This is a genomic window from Herbiconiux sp. A18JL235, from assembly GCF_040939305.1.
Taxonomy (GTDB): Bacteria; Actinomycetota; Actinomycetes; order Actinomycetales; family Microbacteriaceae; genus Herbiconiux.
In genome coordinates, this window is record NZ_CP162511.1 from 2,738,050 (window position 1) to 2,754,612 (window position 16,563).

General features: G+C 65.0%; 12 protein-coding genes and 3 rRNA genes. 1 reads left to right on the plus strand and 14 read right to left on the minus strand.

The features are described 5' to 3' along the window. Window positions 1–45 precede the first annotated feature (45 nt). From recN to ABFY20_RS12830, 6 genes are all read right to left on the minus strand, one after another. Window positions 46–1,764 (minus strand): DNA repair protein RecN, encoded by a 1,719-nt coding sequence (gene recN / locus ABFY20_RS12805; protein WP_368496631.1) that lies wholly within the window; start codon window positions 1,762–1,764, stop codon window positions 46–48. Then, window positions 1,757–2,710, minus strand: coding sequence for an NAD kinase (locus tag ABFY20_RS12810; RefSeq protein WP_368496632.1), 954 nt, complete (start codon window positions 2,708–2,710; stop codon window positions 1,757–1,759). The genes recN and ABFY20_RS12810 overlap by 8 nt, the downstream gene beginning before the upstream one ends. Then, on the minus strand, window positions 2,674–3,477 hold the full coding sequence (locus tag ABFY20_RS12815; protein WP_368496633.1) for a TlyA family RNA methyltransferase: 804 nt from the start codon (window positions 3,475–3,477) through the stop codon (window positions 2,674–2,676). The genes ABFY20_RS12810 and ABFY20_RS12815 overlap by 37 nt, the downstream gene beginning before the upstream one ends. Continuing rightward, window positions 3,470–3,649 carry a hypothetical protein gene (locus ABFY20_RS12820; protein ID WP_368496634.1) on the minus strand — a complete coding sequence of 60 codons (180 nt, stop codon included), beginning with the start codon at window positions 3,647–3,649 and terminating at the stop codon, window positions 3,470–3,472. The genes ABFY20_RS12815 and ABFY20_RS12820 overlap by 8 nt, the downstream gene beginning before the upstream one ends. A gap of 79 nt (window positions 3,650–3,728) precedes the next feature. Then, complete coding sequence (locus tag ABFY20_RS12825; protein ID WP_368496635.1) at window positions 3,729–4,751, minus strand: HAD-IIA family hydrolase; 1,023 nt, start codon at window positions 4,749–4,751, stop codon at window positions 3,729–3,731. Further along, the gene (locus ABFY20_RS12830; RefSeq protein ID WP_368496636.1) at window positions 4,726–5,439 is read right to left on the minus strand and encodes a hypothetical protein; all 714 of its coding nucleotides are present in this window, start codon (window positions 5,437–5,439) and stop codon (window positions 4,726–4,728) included. The genes ABFY20_RS12825 and ABFY20_RS12830 overlap by 26 nt, the downstream gene beginning before the upstream one ends. On the opposite strand from ABFY20_RS12830, the gene ABFY20_RS12835 reads away from it, so the two are divergent. Next, the gene (locus ABFY20_RS12835; protein WP_368496637.1) at window positions 5,422–5,973 is read left to right on the plus strand and encodes a hypothetical protein; all 552 of its coding nucleotides are present in this window, start codon (window positions 5,422–5,424) and stop codon (window positions 5,971–5,973) included. The two genes, ABFY20_RS12830 and ABFY20_RS12835, sit on opposite strands and share 18 nt — an antisense overlap. 326 nt (window positions 5,974–6,299) lie before the next feature. Here the strand turns inward: ABFY20_RS12835 and rrf are convergent. From rrf to ABFY20_RS12875, 8 genes are all read right to left on the minus strand, one after another. Then, window positions 6,300–6,416, minus strand: a 5S ribosomal RNA gene (gene rrf, locus ABFY20_RS12840). A gap of 137 nt (window positions 6,417–6,553) precedes the next feature. After that, window positions 6,554–9,669 (minus strand): 23S ribosomal RNA (locus ABFY20_RS12845). Window positions 9,670–10,099: 430 nt separating this feature from the next. Further along, window positions 10,100–11,624, minus strand: a 16S ribosomal RNA gene (locus tag ABFY20_RS12850). The 16S, 23S and 5S rRNA genes sit together here, the layout of an rRNA operon. A gap of 439 nt (window positions 11,625–12,063) precedes the next feature. After that, window positions 12,064–12,660: a DNA-3-methyladenine glycosylase gene (locus ABFY20_RS12855; RefSeq protein WP_368496638.1), complete on the minus strand. Its 597-nt coding sequence runs from the start codon at window positions 12,658–12,660 to the stop codon at window positions 12,064–12,066. A gap of 16 nt (window positions 12,661–12,676) precedes the next feature. Then, window positions 12,677–12,853: a hypothetical protein gene (locus tag ABFY20_RS12860; RefSeq protein ID WP_368496639.1), complete on the minus strand. Its 177-nt coding sequence runs from the start codon at window positions 12,851–12,853 to the stop codon at window positions 12,677–12,679. Next, window positions 12,850–14,301, minus strand: coding sequence for an argininosuccinate lyase (gene argH / locus ABFY20_RS12865; RefSeq protein ID WP_368496640.1), 1,452 nt, complete (start codon window positions 14,299–14,301; stop codon window positions 12,850–12,852). The genes ABFY20_RS12860 and argH overlap by 4 nt, the downstream gene beginning before the upstream one ends. After that, the gene (gene argF / locus ABFY20_RS12870) at window positions 14,301–15,263 is read right to left on the minus strand and encodes an ornithine carbamoyltransferase (protein WP_368496641.1); all 963 of its coding nucleotides are present in this window, start codon (window positions 15,261–15,263) and stop codon (window positions 14,301–14,303) included. The genes argH and argF overlap by 1 nt, the downstream gene beginning before the upstream one ends. A gap of 82 nt (window positions 15,264–15,345) precedes the next feature. After that, on the minus strand, window positions 15,346–16,548 hold the full coding sequence (locus ABFY20_RS12875) for an acetylornithine transaminase (protein WP_368496642.1): 1,203 nt from the start codon (window positions 16,546–16,548) through the stop codon (window positions 15,346–15,348). Window positions 16,549–16,563: the final 15 nt, after the last annotated feature.

Below are 16,563 nucleotides of genomic sequence, written 5' to 3' on the forward strand. Positions count from 1 at the left end.
CCACCCTCCACCCCGGGCCGGAAGCCGACGCTTCTCAGCTGGCTATCAGTGTGGCACAGCGAGCGCCCGCGCCGTCTCGAGCAGTTCTGCGGCGTGGGCGAGCCCTGACTCGGAGTCGGGGAGCCCGGAGAGCAGCCTCGCCATCTCGGCGAGGCGCTCCTCGCCCGAGAGCGGAACGATGTTGCTCGCGGTCACCGGGGCGTCGAGGTCTTTCTCGATACGCAGGTGGTTGGTGGCGAAGGCGGCGACCTGCGCGAGGTGGGTGACGACGATCACCTGCGAGGTCGCGGCCAGAGCGGCGAGCCGGCGCCCGATCTCGATGGCCGACGCGCCACCCACACCCGAGTCGACCTCGTCGAAGACGAAGGTGGGAACCGGGTCGGCGGCCGCGAGCACCACCTCGATGGCGAGCATGACGCGGGAGAGTTCACCGCCCGAGGCCCCCTTGTTGAGCGGACGGGGCTCGCTGCCCTCGTGCGGGCGGAGCAGGAACTGCACCGTGTCTCCACCAGAGCTCGCGAGCTCTTCGCGCGGCAGCACCTCGACGACGAAGCGGGCGTTCGGCATCGCGAGCGCGGCGAGCTCGCGGGTGACCTGCTCGGAGAGCGCCTCGCCTGCCGAGCGTCGCAGCACGGTGAGGCGTTCGGCGAGCCGCCCGAGCTCGGTGAATTCGTCGTCGACCAGCGCGGTGAGCTCGTCGATGCGGTCGGAGTCGGAGTCGAGTTCGAGCAGCCGCGGCTCGGCCTCGGCGGCGAACGCGATCACGTCGCCGAGCTCGGGGCCGTACTTGCGAGTGAGCGCTCCGAGGTCGGCCCGGCGCTCCTGCACCCGGTCGAGCTCGCCCACCTCGTCGGTCTCGAGGGTGGCCGCGTAGCTCGCCAGCTGGGTCGAGAGGTCGGAGACGAGGAAGCTCGCCTCGGCGAGCGCCGAGACGATCGGAGCGAGCGCTTGGTCGTGGTGCGCGACCCGCTCGAGGCTGCGGCGCGCGGAGTCGATGAGCCCGATGGTGTCGGGCCCCTCGCCGCTCTCGCTCGAGATCGACTCCTTCGCCTCGGCGGCGGCGAGCCTCAGGTCTTCGAGATTCGTGAGGCGACCGGCGAGGTCGGCCAGCTCGGTGTCTTCGCCCGCGACCGGTGCCACCGCGGCGATCTCGTCGATGGCGGCCCGCAGCTGCTCGGCCTCTCGCAGACGGGCGCTGCGTTCGCTGACGAGCGCCTCGATCTCGGCGGTGTGACCCTGCCACGACGAGAACAGGGTGCGGTACTCGGCGAGCAGGTCGGCGAGCTCTCGGCCGCCGTAGCTGTCGAGCGCGCTGCGCTGGGCCGATTGGCTCTTCAGCCGCAGCTGATCGCTCTGACCGTGCACCACGACGAGCGCGTCGCCGAGCTCGGAGAGCACGCTGATGGGGGCCGAACGTCCCCCGACCACGGCTCGCCCCCGCCCCTCGGCAGACACCGACCGCGACAGGATGACCTCGGCCGGCCCCTCGGCGACCTGGTCGTCGACGTCTCCTCCGGCTTCGCGCACCCGCTCGGCCACGACGCCGTCGCGGGGCACGAGGATGCGTCCTTCGATCCAGGCCTGAGCCGCCCCGCTGCGCACGGCGCCGGAATCGGAGCGTTCGCCGAACAGCAGCCCGAGGGCCGAGACCACCATGGTCTTGCCCGCGCCGGTCTCACCGGTCACCGCGGTGAAGCCGGGGCCGAGCGGCAGAACTGCCTCGCCGATGACGCCGAGGTCTCTGATGGAGAGTTCTTCAATCACTGTCGATGGGGCCTCTCCACCCGTTGACGGGCAGGTTGAACTTGCGCACCAGCCGGTCGGTGAACGGTGCCTGGTGCAGGCGGGCGAGCTTCACCGGCACCGGGGACCGCCTCACGACCACGCGGGCCCGCTTCGGCAGGTCCCACATCCGGCGGCCGTCGCTCCACAGCACCGCTCCGCCCTGTGTGCGGTCGAGCACCTCGACGGCGAGTGCCGAATCGGGGCCGACCACGAGAGGGCGGGCGAACAGCGCGTGGGGGCTGAGCGGCACGAGGAGCAGGGCGTCGAGGCTCGGCCAGACCACGGGGCCGCCTGCTGAGAAGGAGTAGGCGGTGGAGCCCGTGGGGGTCGACATCACCACTCCGTCGCAGCCGAAGCTCGACAGCGGGCGACCGTCGACCTCGACGACGACCTCGAGCATCCGCTCCCGGCTCGCCTTCTCGACGGTGGCCTCGTTGAGCGCCCAGGTCTCGTAGACGACCTCCTCGCCCACCTTCACCCGCACCGAGAGCGTCATGCGTTCCTCGACCTCGTAGTCGCGCGCGAGTGCGCGGTTCACCGTCTCGGTGAGATCTTCGCGATCGCTCTCGGCGAGGAACCCGACGTGCCCGAGGTTCACGCCGAGCAACGGCACGGCCGAGCCGCGCACCACCTCGGCGGCGCGGAGGATGGTGCCGTCGCCGCCCAGCACGATCACGAGCTCGAGGTCGTGCACCGAGACGCCGCGGCCGAGGGTCTCCACCTCGCCCAGCTCGCCAAGCACCTCGGCGTCGTCGTCGGAGTCGAAGGGGGCGAGCACGGGACGGACTCCCGCCGCCCGAAGCTGCCGGCACACGCTCTCGGCAGCCTCCACGGAGTCTCGGCGGCCGGTGTGCAGCACCACGAGCATGTATCGCTCAGCAGACACGCTCAGGCTCCTGTCATCTCGGTCACTCGCTCCAGCCATTCTGTCGGATGCGTTCCCACTCGCCGGTCGAGCCAGACGAGGTACTCAAGATTGCCTGCATTTCCCGCGATCGGCGAGCGGATCAGGCCGGCTGTGGACAACCCGAGGTCAAAGGCCGCCCAGAGCACAGAGGCTACGGCATCGGCGCGGAGGGCCGGATCTCTGACGATCCCTTCTTTCACACCGGTGCGCCCCACCTCGAACTGCGGTTTCACGAGCAGCACGAAATCGGCCTCGGGTGTCGCCACCGCCTGGAGCGCCGGCAGCACGAGGGCGAGCGGGATGAACGAGAGGTCGGCGACGACCAGCTCGGGCGCCTCCTCCACACCGGATGCGCCCGCGAGCGTCTCGGGGGTGGCGTAACGGAGATTGAAACCCTCGACCTGCACCACGCGGTCGTCTCGAGCGATGATCGGGTCGAGCTGGCCATGGCCGACGTCGGCGGCGATGACCTGCCGCGCGCCCCGCTCGAGCAGCACCTGTGTGAACCCGCCGGTCGAGGCACCTGCATCGAGCGCGAGTCGCCCCTCGACGCGCACACCGTCGAACGCCTCCAGGGCGGCGAGGAGCTTGTTGGCACCTCGGCTGACATAGCGGTCGACGGCATCGACCGAGACGAGCTGGCCCTCACGCACCGCGAACGACGCTTTCACCACCGGCTCGCCGTCGACACGCACGTAGCCGTTGGCGATCAGTCGTGCCGCGTGGGTGCGCGACCGCGCGAGTCCGAGTGCGGCGACCGCTGCATCGAGACGTGCTTCAGGCATGGGCTCCCTGATCGCCCGGCACCGTCGCCGCAGCCACGGAGTCACCGCCCTCGAGCCGCCTGGTGAGCTCGTCGTGAACCTGCGCGTAGGCCTCGGCCCTGGCCCCGAGGGGCTGCTCCTCGATCACCCGCAACCGCGGGAGGAGAGCGTCGTCGTGGTCGTCGTGGTTCACCATTCCAGCGTACCCCGCGCATCCGACAGCCGGCCCGGCCGCCGGCGCACGGTCACGGTCTCCGTCTCCCGGAGGCGCGTCAGCTGTAGATCGCCGGGTCGACGTCGAGCGCGTGGATCGACAGCCCGGAGTTCCAGATCGCTGCGCTGCCCGCACGCACCAGATCGGTCGCCGAATCGCCCGCCTTGGCCACTCGCACGACGTGGCCCTGCATGCGCACGACCGACGACCCGACCTTCGTCTCGCTTCCGTCTTTCGATACCGTTGTGGCCGGGTAGGGCTCGAACAGTCCCCTCAGGTCGTCGACGATGAAGTCGGGGCGCTGCCCCTTGGCTGCCGCGAGCAGTTGCTTCGCCCGATCGATGCCGGTGAGAACGTGGATGGCGCGGAGCCCCGCGCGCTTCGCCCCCATCGTGTCGGTGTCGAGTCGATCGCCGATGAAGGCGGCGTTCGACGCCCCGAAGCGCTCCTTGGCGACCTCGAAGATGGGGGTCTCAGGCTTTCCGGCGACGACGGGCAGGCGGCCGACGGCGGTGTGCACGGCCGACACGAGGGTGCCGTTGCCCGGCGCGATGCCACGGGCGACGGGGATGGTCCAGTCGGTGTTCGTGGCGACCCAGTGCACGGCGGGGTCGTGGAGCGCGAAGCTCGCCTCGGCGAGCTGGGTCCACCCCACCTCGGGCGCGAAGCCCTGCACGACGGCGGCGGGGCCGTCGTCGACCGAGCGCGTGACGACGAAACCAGCCTTCTCCACCTCCGAGACCAGGCCGACGCCGCCGACGACCAGCACCGTCGCACCGGGGTCGATCAGGGTCGACATGAGGCGCATCGCCGCCTGGGGCGAGGTGACGACGTCGCGCGGCGCCACCTGCAGGCCGAAGCCGGAGAGATGCTCGGCGACCTGCGCATCGGTGCGCGACGCGTTGTTCGTGATGTAGCCCACCCGCAGGCCCTCCGAGCTCGCACGGAGCAACGAGTCGACAGCGTGCGGAATGGGATCGGGCCCTTGGTAGACGACTCCGTCGAGGTCGGCCAGCACCGCGTCGACGCCGTCGAGCGGCGTTGCTCCCTGCGCGTCATTCTTCTTCGTGAACAGCCCCATCGTCCTCTTCCTCGTCGAACACCTCGATGACGTCGTCGTCGCCACCGTTCACCGCCTCGTCGGCGATGCGGGCACGGGTGCGCCAGGCCGCCGACTCCTCCTCGCGGCCGAGCTCCTCCAGCACCTCGGCATAGGCGTCGAACAGTTCGGTGCTGTAGGAGAACGCCACGTCGGGGTTCAGCTGAGGGATCTCGAGCTCGGTCAGCGCCGCCTCGGCCTGACCGAGATCGAGACGCGCTCCCGACATCGCGATCGCCACGGCGACCTGTGCCGGCACGGAGAGGGTGGATCGGTCGACCGCGCGACCCTCCTCGAGGCCACGCTCGGGGCGCCCCATGCCACGCTCGCTGTCGATCATGAGCGCGAGCTGTTCGTTCGAGCCCGAGATGCGCCGGTAGGTGCGCAACTCCCGGAGCGCCAGGGCGTAGTCGCCCGTGGCGTAGGCCGTTATCGCAAGGGTCTCGCGCACGACGCCGATACGACCCGCCCGGCGCGACGCCGAGATCGCGTGCTGGTGCGCCTCTTCGGGGTCGGTCTCGATGAGCCGGCTCGCCATCACGAGATGACGGGCCACGTCTTCGGCGTTCTCCTTGTTGAGTGTCTTCAGTTCGTTCCGTGCGACCTTGTCGAGGTCGCGAGGCGTCACGTCGTCGGGAAGGAGCGGATCGTCGTGACGATTGCGCACCATGCGGAGCTCGCGCGCGCGCAGCTCTTCCTCGGTCAGCTGCGGACGTTCGAACCGCGACGCGTCCTTATCGCCACGGGCGGGCTTGCCGTCCTTGGTCCACAACCGTCGCTCCCCCGGGCCGCCCCGCCCGTCACGCTGCGGTCGACCGTCACGCTGGGGCCGGCCTTCCCGCGAGGATCGCCCGTCCCTACTGGGATAACCCTCACGCTGCGGGCGGCCGTCGCGACCCTGGTGACCATCGCGCTGCGGGCGACCCTCGCGCGACCCGTCACCGTCGCGCTGCGGACGACCATCGCGCGACTGGCGACCATCGCGCGGCGCGTAGCCGTCGCGCTGCGGACGACCGTCGCGCTGAGGGCGATCATCTCGCGACCGACGCCCGTCGCGTGGCGCGTAGCCGTCGCGCTGCGGATGGCCGTCGCGCTGAGGGCGATCGTCACGCGACTGGCGCCCTTCGCGCGGCGCGTAGCCCTCGCGCTGGGGGCGGCCGTCGCGACCCTGGTAGCCATCGCGCTGCGGGCGGCCGTCGCGTGAGGGACGCCCGTCGCGAGGAGCGTAACCGTCGCGCTGCGGGCGGCCTTTGCCGTCGTCCCGGCGTCCGCCCGACCCCTGATCAGGGCGCGAGCTCGAGTCGCGACGCGGCGTGAACGGCCGCTTGTCGGAGTTCGATCGCACCGGGCGATTGCCATGGGGTCGCGACGGCTGCGAGGCACCACGGTCACCTCGTTCAGGACGACGCTTCTCGTCATCGGCATCAGTCACGACAGAACTCCTCAGGATCTTCATTCGGCAGCCTGCTAGTTTCTCGGACTTAACGCAAAATGGCCACCCGAGAAATCGGGTGGCCATCTTACAAAGAAGTCCGGCGGTGTCCTACTCTCCCACAAGGTCCCCCTTGCAGTACCATCGGCGCTGAGAGTCTTAGCTTCCGGGTTCGGAATGGGACCGGGCGTTTCCCTCTCGCTATGGCCGCCGAAACACTATTGATGTATAGGTTTCAACAGTCCAACACGTGGTGTTGGTGTTGGGTTCTCGACCGTACATCGAGAACCACTCAGTAGACGCGAGCATCAGGCCCCACATGCCAGCCTTACAACATGCATGTGAGTAGTGATTTATCAAGTTATCGGCTTATTAGTACAGGTCAGCTCCACGAGTCTTTCGTCCTCGCTTCCACATCCTGCCTATCAACCCAGTAGTCTAGCTGGGAGCCTCTCACCCGAAGGTATGGAAATCTCATCTCAAGGCCGGCTTCCCGCTTAGATGCTTTCAGCGGTTATCCATCCCGAACGTAGCTAATCAGCGGTGCTCCTGGCGGAACAACTGACACACCAGAGGTTCGTCCAACCCGGTCCTCTCGTACTAGGGTCAGATCCTTTCAAATTTCCTACGCGCGCAGCGGATAGGGACCGAACTGTCTCACGACGTTCTAAACCCAGCTCGCGTACCGCTTTAATGGGCGAACAGCCCAACCCTTGGGACCTACTCCAGCCCCAGGATGCGACGAGCCGACATCGAGGTGCCAAACCATGCCGTCGATATGGACTCTTGGGCAAGATCAGCCTGTTATCCCCGAGGTACCTTTTATCCGTTGAGCGACAGCGCTTCCACAAGCCACTGCCGGATCACTAGTCCCGACTTTCGTCCCTGCTCGACTTGTCAGTCTCACAGTCAAGCTCCCTTGTGCACTTACACTCGCCATCTGATTGCCAACCAGATTGAGGGAACCTTTGGGCGCCTCCGTTACTCTTTAGGAGGCAACCGCCCCAGTTAAACTACCCACCAGGCACTGTCCCAGGACCCGATCAGGGTCCGTAGTTAGATATCCAGAGTGACCAGAGTGGTATTTCAACAATGACTCCACCCGAACTAGCGTCCGAGCTTCACCGTCTCCCACCTATCCTACACAAGCCACACCGAACACCAATACCAAGCTGTAGTAAAGGTCACGGGGTCTTTCCGTCCTGCTGCGCGTAACGAGCATCTTTACTCGTAGTGCAATTTCGCCGAGTTCGCGGTTGAGACAGCTGGGAAGTCGTTACGCCATTCGTGCAGGTCGGAACTTACCCGACAAGGAATTTCGCTACCTTAGGATGGTTATAGTTACCACCGCCGTTTACTGGGGCTTAAATTCTCAGCTTCGCCTTGCGGCTAACCGTTCCTCTTAACCTTCCAGCACCGGGCAGGCGTCAGTCCGTATACATCGTCTTGCGACTTGGCACGGACCTGTGTTTTTAGTAAACAGTCGCTTCCCACTGGTCTCTGCGGCCTTCAACGCTCCAGGAGTGAATCCCTTCACGCGTCCGGCCCCCCTTCTCCCGAAGTTACGGGGGCATTTTGCCGAGTTCCTTAACCACGATTCTCTCGATCTCCTTGGTATTCTCTACCTGACCACCTGAGTCGGTTTGGGGTACGGGTGACTAAAACCTCGCGTCGATGCTTTTCTTGGCAGCATAGGATCACTGATTTCGTCCGTGAGGACTACCCATCGAGTCTCAGCCTGTATGAGAGACGGATTTGCCTATCTCTCGGCCTACATTCTTAGACCGGGACAACCATCGCCCGGCTCAGCTACCTTCCTGCGTCACACCTGTTAATACGCTAACCGCACCAGACGGGTTCGAGCGTTAGACCGGACTGCTTCACCCCGAAGGGATCCATCTGTCCGGGTTAGGACTCTTAGCACTACTGGATTGGCTTGGGCGGTTTTTCGTCAGTACGGGAATATCAACCCGTTGTCCATCGACTACGCCTGTCGGCCTCGCCTTAGGTCCCGACTTACCCAGGGCGGATTAACCTGGCCCTGGAACCCTTGGTCTTTCGGAGGACGGGTTTCTCACCCGTCTTTCGCTACTCATGCCTGCATTCTCACTCGTGTGGCCTCCACGGCTGGTTTCCACCGCCGCTTCACTGCCCACACGACGCTCTCCTACCCATCCACACGACTGGACCACGAAGGCCTGTCACTAGTGCGAATGCCACGAATTCGGTGGCGTGCTTGAGCCCCGTTACATTGTCGGCGCGGAATCACTTGACCAGTGAGCTATTACGCACTCTTTCAAGGGTGGCTGCTTCTAAGCCAACCTCCTGGTTGTCTGTGCAACTCCACATCCTTTCCCACTTAGCACGCGCTTAGGGACCTTATTCGGTGGTCTGGGTTGTTTCCCTCTCGACGATGAAGCTTATCCCCCACCGTCTCACTGCTGCGCTCTCACTTACCGGCATTCGGAGTTTGGCTAACGTCAGTAACCTTTTGGGGCCCATCGGCTATCCAGTAGCTCTACCTCCGGCAAGAAACACGCAACGCTGCACCTAAATGCATTTCGGAGAGAACCAGCTATCACGAAGTTTGATTGGCCTTTCACCCCTATCCACAGCTCATCCCCTCCATTTTCAACTGAAGTGGGTTCGGTCCTCCACGACGTCTTACCGTCGCTTCAACCTGGCCATGGATAGATCACTTCGCTTCGGGTCTAGAACCAGCGACTCATTCGCCCTCTTAAGACTCGCTTTCGCTACGGCTACCCCACACGGGTTAACCTCGCCACTGATCACTAACTCGCAGGCTCATTCTTCAAAAGGCACGCTGTCACACCAACAAGGGTGCTCCAACGGTTTGTAAGCAAACGGTTTCAGGTACTATTTCACTCCCCTCCCGGGGTACTTTTCACCTTTCCCTCACGGTACTTGTCCGCTATCGGTCATCTGGGAGTATTTAGGCTTATCAGGTGGTCCTGACAGATTCACACGGGATTTCTCGGGCCCCGTGCTACTTGGGATACTCTTCACGCCATTGCACCATTTCGGCTACGGGGTTGGCACCCTCTATGACCGGCCTTTCAATGCCGTTCGCCTATAATGCGCTGTAACGTTCGCTGTACGGCAGTAACAGCAGAAAAGTCCCACAACCCCGACCATGCAACGCCTGCCGGCTCTCACACATGATCGGTTTAGCCTCTTCCGGTTTCGCTCGCCACTACTCACGGAATCACTGTTGTTTTCTCTTCCTGTGGGTACTGAGATGTTTCACTTCCCCACGTTCCCTCTACCCGCCCTATATATTCAGGCGGGAGTCACCGGGTCACCCAAAGGGCCCGGCGGGGTTTCCCCATTCGGAAATCCTCGGATCACAGCTCTATTATCAGCTCCCCGAGGCTTATCGCAGATTTATACGTCCTTCTTCGGCTCCAGATGCCAAGGCATCCACCGTTTGCTCTTAGAAACTTGAAATCACATGAGTTGAATCGATCGGCCCACCATAAAGATGAGCAGATTGACCAATGATCTACCAGCACTCAAAGAGTGCTGTCGATCTTTGTGATCCAGACATAAATGCCTGAATCTAAGATGCTCGCGTCCACTGTGTAGTTCTCAAAGTACGGGCGGTACCCTCCCCCGCAACCCCGAAAAGGGGAAACAAGGAAAGGGTCCAGAGGTTCAGCCCACCCGACCCGAAGATCGAATGTTCCGGTCCCTCAGGACCCAACAGCGTGCATGCACAACCATCCCGACTCTCATCCGTTCCAGACTCCGAAGAGCCGTACTGAAACAATCACCGTTCCTGCTGCACCAATGTCAATGTTCCACCCATGAGCTCCATCAGAGGACATTCGCCTCTGCATGGCTCTGGACAACCACAAGGGCTGCCAGTGCTCCTTAGAAAGGAGGTGATCCAGCCGCACCTTCCGGTACGGCTACCTTGTTACGACTTAGTCCTAATCACCGATCCCACCTTCGACGGCTCCCTCCACAAGGGTTAGGCCACCGGCTTCGGGTGTTACCGACTTTCATGACTTGACGGGCGGTGTGTACAAGGCCCGGGAACGTATTCACCGTGACGTTGCTGATTCACGATTACTAGCGACTCCGACTTCATGAGGTCGAGTTGCAGACCTCAATCCGAACTGAGACCGGCTTTTTGGGATTCGCTCCACCTTACGGTATCGCAGCCCTTTGTACCGGCCATTGTAGCATGCGTGAAGCCCAAGACATAAGGGGCATGATGATTTGACGTCATCCCCACCTTCCTCCGAGTTGACCCCGGCAGTCTCCTATGAGTTCCCACCATCACGTGCTGGCAACATAGAACGAGGGTTGCGCTCGTTGCGGGACTTAACCCAACATCTCACGACACGAGCTGACGACAACCATGCACCACCTGTTCACGAGTGTCCAAAGAGTTGACCATTTCTGGCCCGTTCTCGTGTATGTCAAGCCTTGGTAAGGTTCTTCGCGTTGCATCGAATTAATCCGCATGCTCCGCCGCTTGTGCGGGCCCCCGTCAATTCCTTTGAGTTTTAGCCTTGCGGCCGTACTCCCCAGGCGGGGAACTTAATGCGTTAGCTGCGACACGGAGACCGTGGAATGGCCCCCACATCTAGTTCCCAACGTTTACGGCGTGGACTACCAGGGTATCTAATCCTGTTCGCTCCCCACGCTTTCGCTCCTCAGCGTCAGTTACGGCCCAGAGATCTGCCTTCGCCATCGGTGTTCCTCCTGATATCTGCGCATTCCACCGCTACACCAGGAATTCCAATCTCCCCTACCGCACTCTAGTCTGCCCGTACCCACTGCAGGCTGGAGGTTGAGCCTCCAGTTTTCACAGCAGACGCGACAAACCGCCTACGAGCTCTTTACGCCCAATAATTCCGGACAACGCTTGCACCCTACGTATTACCGCGGCTGCTGGCACGTAGTTAGCCGGTGCTTTTTCTGCAGGTACCGTCACTTTCGCTTCTTCCCTACTAAAAGAGGTTTACAACCCGAAGGCCGTCATCCCTCACGCGGCGTTGCTGCATCAGGCTTGCGCCCATTGTGCAATATTCCCCACTGCTGCCTCCCGTAGGAGTCTGGGCCGTGTCTCAGTCCCAGTGTGGCCGGTCACCCTCTCAGGCCGGCTACCCGTCGTCGCCTTGGTGAGCCATTACCTCACCAACAAGCTGATAGGCCGCGAGTCCATCCTTGACCAAAAAATCTTTCCAACCACTAACCATGCGGTTGCGGTTCGTATCCAGTATTAGACGTCGTTTCCAACGCTTATCCCAGAGTCAAGGGCAGGTTACTCACGTGTTACTCACCCGTTCGCCACTGATCCACAAGAGCAAGCTCCTGCTTCACCGTTCGACTTGCATGTGTTAAGCACGCCGCCAGCGTTCGTCCTGAGCCAGGATCAAACTCTCCGTAAATGATTACGCGCAACACGACCAACCGGAATAGGTTGAAACCATGCTGCAAGTTCGAAACTGACAGAACAAATCATTACTGACTTGCTTTGTTGTTCTAAATGTTTTCCAAAGGAATCCGTAGCCAACCAAAAAGGCCAGCCAACGGGTATTTGGCATTTGACATTGTGCACGCTGTTGAGTTCTCAAGGATCGGACGCACCGAAACCAAGCCGTCAGGCCGCCGTTCCGGGCAACTTCTCCAACCTAGCATAACGGTGAACGGTGTCTGAACGACAGGCCGATTCAGGTTATTTCTAGGAGTGGTGGTCTCCACTTGAGGCCGGCAAGCTCTTCCGCTTTTTCCGCACCTGTGGGGTGACGAGGGATTACATTACGCGGAGATTTCGAGACCCTGCAAATCACCGTGCATCCCGGGCGTGTCGCGCCTCATTTCCGTGCTTCAGGCCTTCGGATGCTTCTTGTAGGCCGACACCGTCGGGTCGCCCTCCAGGTGGAAGCGCCAGTCGAACGGCACTCCTCCGCCGTCGCCGCCGACCCCCGTGCGAAGAGTGCGAACGACGGCCCCGGCCGGCGCCTGCGCCGGCACCCGAAGGGCGAAGGGCGACGCGACCAGCGACGCGCCGTCGTCGGTCATCGCGATGCCGAGGGCGCGCACGAGGTTCGCCGGTCCGCGCGCGAGATCGCGGTCGGACTTGGCCGTCGGTCTCCGCGAACGTGCGAGGTCGAGACCGTCGATCACCTCTCCCCCGCGGAGCAGCACCGCTGATGCCTCACCCTCGGGCGAGCACACCACGTTCGCGCAGACGTGCATGCCGTAGGTGAAGTACGCGTAGAGGTGTCCTGGTGCTCCGTACATCGAGGCGACTCGGCGGGTCTTCCCGCGGAAGGCGTGCGAGCCCGGGTCGACTCCCTCCCCGAGGTACGCCTCCACTTCGGAGATGCGCACCGAGACCGGGCCGGCCGGGGACTCGTGGGTGAGCACCGCGTCGAGGAGGAGCGGCGCCACCTCGAGCGCGTCGGCCGAGAAGTCGATCATGCGGGCGGGCAGATGCTCAGAACAGCTTCACGCCCAGCGAGGTGCTGACGACGACCGCCGCGACGATCACCAAGGCGGCTGCCGCGATGAGGATCCACACCACGCGACCCGAGAGCGGGCGGCGCCAGAACCCCGGGTCACCGGGATCGCGCTCGGGCTTGCCGTTCTTCGAACCATCGTGACCGTTCGTCATCGCACACCGCCGCCCACCGCATCCTGGTCGGAGACGAGAGCACGCACCCGCTCGGTGAGCGCGGCGAGCTGCTCGCGCACCCGCACCCCGGCGGTGCCTCCCGAACCGTCGCGACTCGCGACCGAGCCCTCGATGGTGAGCACGCTGCGCACCTCAGGCGTGAGGTGCGGGGAGATCGCACGGTACTGCTCGTCGCTCAGCTGGTCGAGCTCGAGCCCGTTCTCCTCGGCGAAGCGCACGAGTTCACCGGTGATCTCGTGGGCGTCGCGGAAGGTGACGTGCTGCTTCACGAGCCACTCCGCCACATCCGTCGCCAGCGAGAACCCCTGGGGTGCGAGCTCGGCCATGCGCTCGGTGTGGAAGGTGAGGGTCGCCACCATGCCGGTGAACGCCGGCAGCAGCACCTCGAGCGTCGTGATCGAGTCGAAGACGGGCTCCTTGTCCTCCTGCAGGTCTCGGTTGTACGCCAGGGGCAGGCCCTTGAGGGTGGCGAGGAGGCCGGTGAGGTTGCCGATCAGGCGCCCGGCCTTGCCGCGCGCGAGCTCGGCGATGTCGGGGTTCTTCTTCTGCGGCATGATCGACGAGCCCGTGGAGTACGAGTCGGACAGCGTGACGAAGCCGAATTCCTTGGTGTTCCAGATGATGATCTCCTCGGCGAAGCGGGAGAGGTCGATGCCGATCTGGGCCGTGACGAAGGCGAACTCGGCGACGATGTCGCGCGACGAGGTTCCGTCGATGGAGTTCTCGACACCCCGCGCGAAGCCGAGGTCGCGCGCCACCAGCTCGGCGTCGAGCCCCAGCGTGTTGCCGGCGAGCGCCCCCGAGCCGTAGGGCGAGGCGTCGGCCCGCGCATCCCAGTCGCGCAGGCGCTCGATGTCGCGCACCAGCGGCCAGCAATGGGCGAGCAGCTGATGCGCGAGCAGCACCGGTTGCGCGTGTTGCAGGTGCGTGCGCCCGGGCAAGATGGCGCCGAAGGTCGAGTCGGCCTGCGCTGCGGCGGCGTCGATGAGGTCGACCAGCAGAGCGGTGAGGGTCGCCGCGTGGTCGCGGAGGAGCATGCGGATGAGCGTGGCGATCTGGTCGTTGCGGCTGCGGCCGGCGCGAAGCTTGCCGCCGAGCTCGGCTCCCGCGATCTCGATGAGCCCCCGTTCGAGCGCCGAGTGCACGTCTTCGTCGCCCGCCTCGGGGCGGAACGACCCGTCGTCGACGGCCGCCGAGAGCGAGTCGAGGGCCTCGAGCATGCCGGCCAGCTCCGCCGAGTCGAGGTAGCCTGCTCGGGCCAAGGCGTTCGCGTGCGCGCGCGACCCCTCGATGTCGTACTGCGCGAGCTGCCAGTCGAAGTGCGTCGAGCGGCTGAGTTCGGTGAGCTCAGGCGCCGGGCCCCCCGCAAAACGACCTCCCCAGAGCGCGCCGGCCTCGGCGGCCCGGTTCGCGACGTCGCCGCTCATCAGAAGCCCGCCTTGCGAACGGGCGTTGCCGCGGCGGCGTCGTTCTGCTCGAACAGCCAGACCAGCAGCGCCTTCTGCGCGTGCAGACGGTTCTCCGCCTCGTCCCAGATGACGCTCTGCGGCCCGTCGATCACCTCGGCCGCGACCTCGTACCCGCGATCGGCCGGCAGGCAGTGCAGGAAGAGCGCGTCGGGCTTCGCCATTGCCATGAGGGCCTCGTCGACCTGGTATCCCCCGAAGGTCTTCACCCGCGCGGCCTTCTCGTCCTCCTTGCCCATCGACACCCAGGTGTCGGTGACCACGACGTCGGCACCGGCCACCGCATCCGTCGGCGAGGTGAGCACAGCGATCGATCCGCCCGTCTCGGCGGCGCGCTTCTCGGCGTCGGCGACGACGGATGCGCTCGGCGCGTAGGGGGCGGGCGCCCCGATGCGCACGTGCATTCCCGCTGTCGCGCCCGCGAGCAGGTACGACTGCGCCATGTTGCTCGCGCCGTCGCCGAGGAACGCGACAGTGAGGCCGGCCAGTTCACCGCGGTGCTCGCGGATGGTGAGGAAGTCGGCGAGCAGCTGACAGGGATGGAAGTCGTCGGAGAGCGCATTGACGACGGGCACCCGCGTTCCTGCCGCCATCTCTTCGAGACCGGCCTGCGCGTAGGTGCGCCAGACGATCGCGGCCACCTGCCGCTCGAGCACGCGGGCCGTGTCGGAGGCGGTCTCCTTGCCGCCGAGCTGGCTGGCCGCGGTGGAGATGATGAGCGGGCTGCCGCCCAGGTCGGCGATGCCCACGGCGAACGACACCCGGGTGCGGGTCGACGACTTGTCGAAGATGACCGCCACCGTCTGCGGGCCCTCCAGCGGGCGTGCGGCGAATCGGTCCTGCTTCAGCCGGGCGGCGAGGTCGAGGATGTGGGCCTGTTCGGCCGGGGTGATGTCGTCGTCGCGGAGGAAGTGCCTGGTCATGAGTCACCTTGGTTCGTGGGGGAAGCAATCAGGATAGCGGGAGCGGATCGCGAGCGAGCGATGCCGCCCGCGGCAGCGGCTGTCAGCGGGCGCCGTCGACCGCGGCGAACGCCGCGCGCAGACGGTTGCCGAACTCGCGCACCTCGTCGTCGCCGATGATGAGCGGCGGCGCCAGCCGCAGGCTCGAGTCGTTCGGGGCGTTGATGATGAGCCCGGCGTCGAGGGCGGCGTTCGAGAGCTCGACCGCGACCGGCTCGGTGAGCCCGACGCCGATGAGCAGCCCCTGGCCGCGCAGCTCCCCGATGAGCGGGGAGTCGATCTCGCTGATGACTGCGCGCACCTCGCGGCCGCGCCTGGCCGCGTTCTCGACCAAGCCCGCGGTCTCGATCTCGGTGAGCACCGCGTTCGCGGTGGCCGTGGCGAGCGGGTTGCCGCCGAAGGTGGAGCCGTGCATGCCCTTCGAGAACAGGTCGGAGGCCCAGCCGAAGGTCACCAGCGAGCCGATGGGGAACCCGCCGGCCATGCCCTTGGCGAGGGTCACCGCATCCGGTGTGACCCCGTCGTGCATGTAGGAGAACCACTCGCCCGTGCGGCCGATGCCGGTCTGGATCTCGTCGAGCACGAGCAGCACCCCGTGCCGCTCGGTGAGCTCACGGGCACGCTTGAGGAAGCCGGCCGGCAGGCCGAGCACACCCGCCTCGCCCTTGATCGGCTCGATGACGAGGGCGGCGACGGTGTCGTCGATCGCCGCGTCGAGCGCCTCGATCGTGGTGTCGATGTGCTCGACGCCCGCGGGCATCGGCTCGAAGGGCTCGCGCATCGCCGGTTTGCCGGTGAGGGCGAGCGCCCCCATGGTGCGGCCGTGGAACCCGTTCTCGAGCGCGATGATGCGGGTACGGCGCTCGGTGGAGTTCAGGCGCGCGAGCTTGAACGCCGCCTCGTTGGCTTCGGCCCCCGAGTTGCAGAAGTAGGCGCGACCGCCCTCACCGGCCCCGGTCAGCCGGGTGAGCCGCTCGGCGAGCTCGAGCTGGGGCGGCGTCGAGAAGTAGTTCGACACGTGCGCCAGGGTCGCCGCCTGCTGCGACACGGCGTTCACGAACACCGGATGCGCGTGGCCGAGCGAGTTCACGGCGATGCCGGCGAGGAAGTCGAGGTACTCCTTGCCTTCTTCGTCCCAGACGTACGCGCCCTCGCCGCGCACCAGCAGGCGCAAGGGCATGCCGAGCGTGCGCATGATGTGCGTGTCGAAGCGGCTCTGCCACGAATCGGATGCGGTGACCGTCACGGGTTGACGCCTTTC

Coding starts and splice junctions, on each gene's coding strand:
- ABFY20_RS12825 (WP_368496635.1), bottom strand. CDS start 4,751: ATGGGGCTGTTCACGAAGAAGAATGACGCGCAGGGAGCAACGCCGCTC.
- ABFY20_RS12855 (WP_368496638.1), bottom strand. CDS start 12,660: ATGATCGACTTCTCGGCCGACGCGCTCGAGGTGGCGCCGCTCCTCCTC.
- ABFY20_RS12815 (WP_368496633.1), bottom strand. CDS start 3,477: ATGCCTGAAGCACGTCTCGATGCAGCGGTCGCCGCACTCGGACTCGCG.
- ABFY20_RS12810 (WP_368496632.1), bottom strand. CDS start 2,710: ATGGCTGGAGCGAGTGACCGAGATGACAGGAGCCTGAGCGTGTCTGCT.
- ABFY20_RS12830 (WP_368496636.1), bottom strand. CDS start 5,439: ATGGTGCGCAATCGTCACGACGATCCGCTCCTTCCCGACGACGTGACG.
- ABFY20_RS12860 (WP_368496639.1), bottom strand. CDS start 12,853: ATGACGAACGGTCACGATGGTTCGAAGAACGGCAAGCCCGAGCGCGAT.
- argF (WP_368496641.1), bottom strand. CDS start 15,263: ATGACCAGGCACTTCCTCCGCGACGACGACATCACCCCGGCCGAACAG.
- argH (WP_368496640.1), bottom strand. CDS start 14,301: ATGAGCGGCGACGTCGCGAACCGGGCCGCCGAGGCCGGCGCGCTCTGG.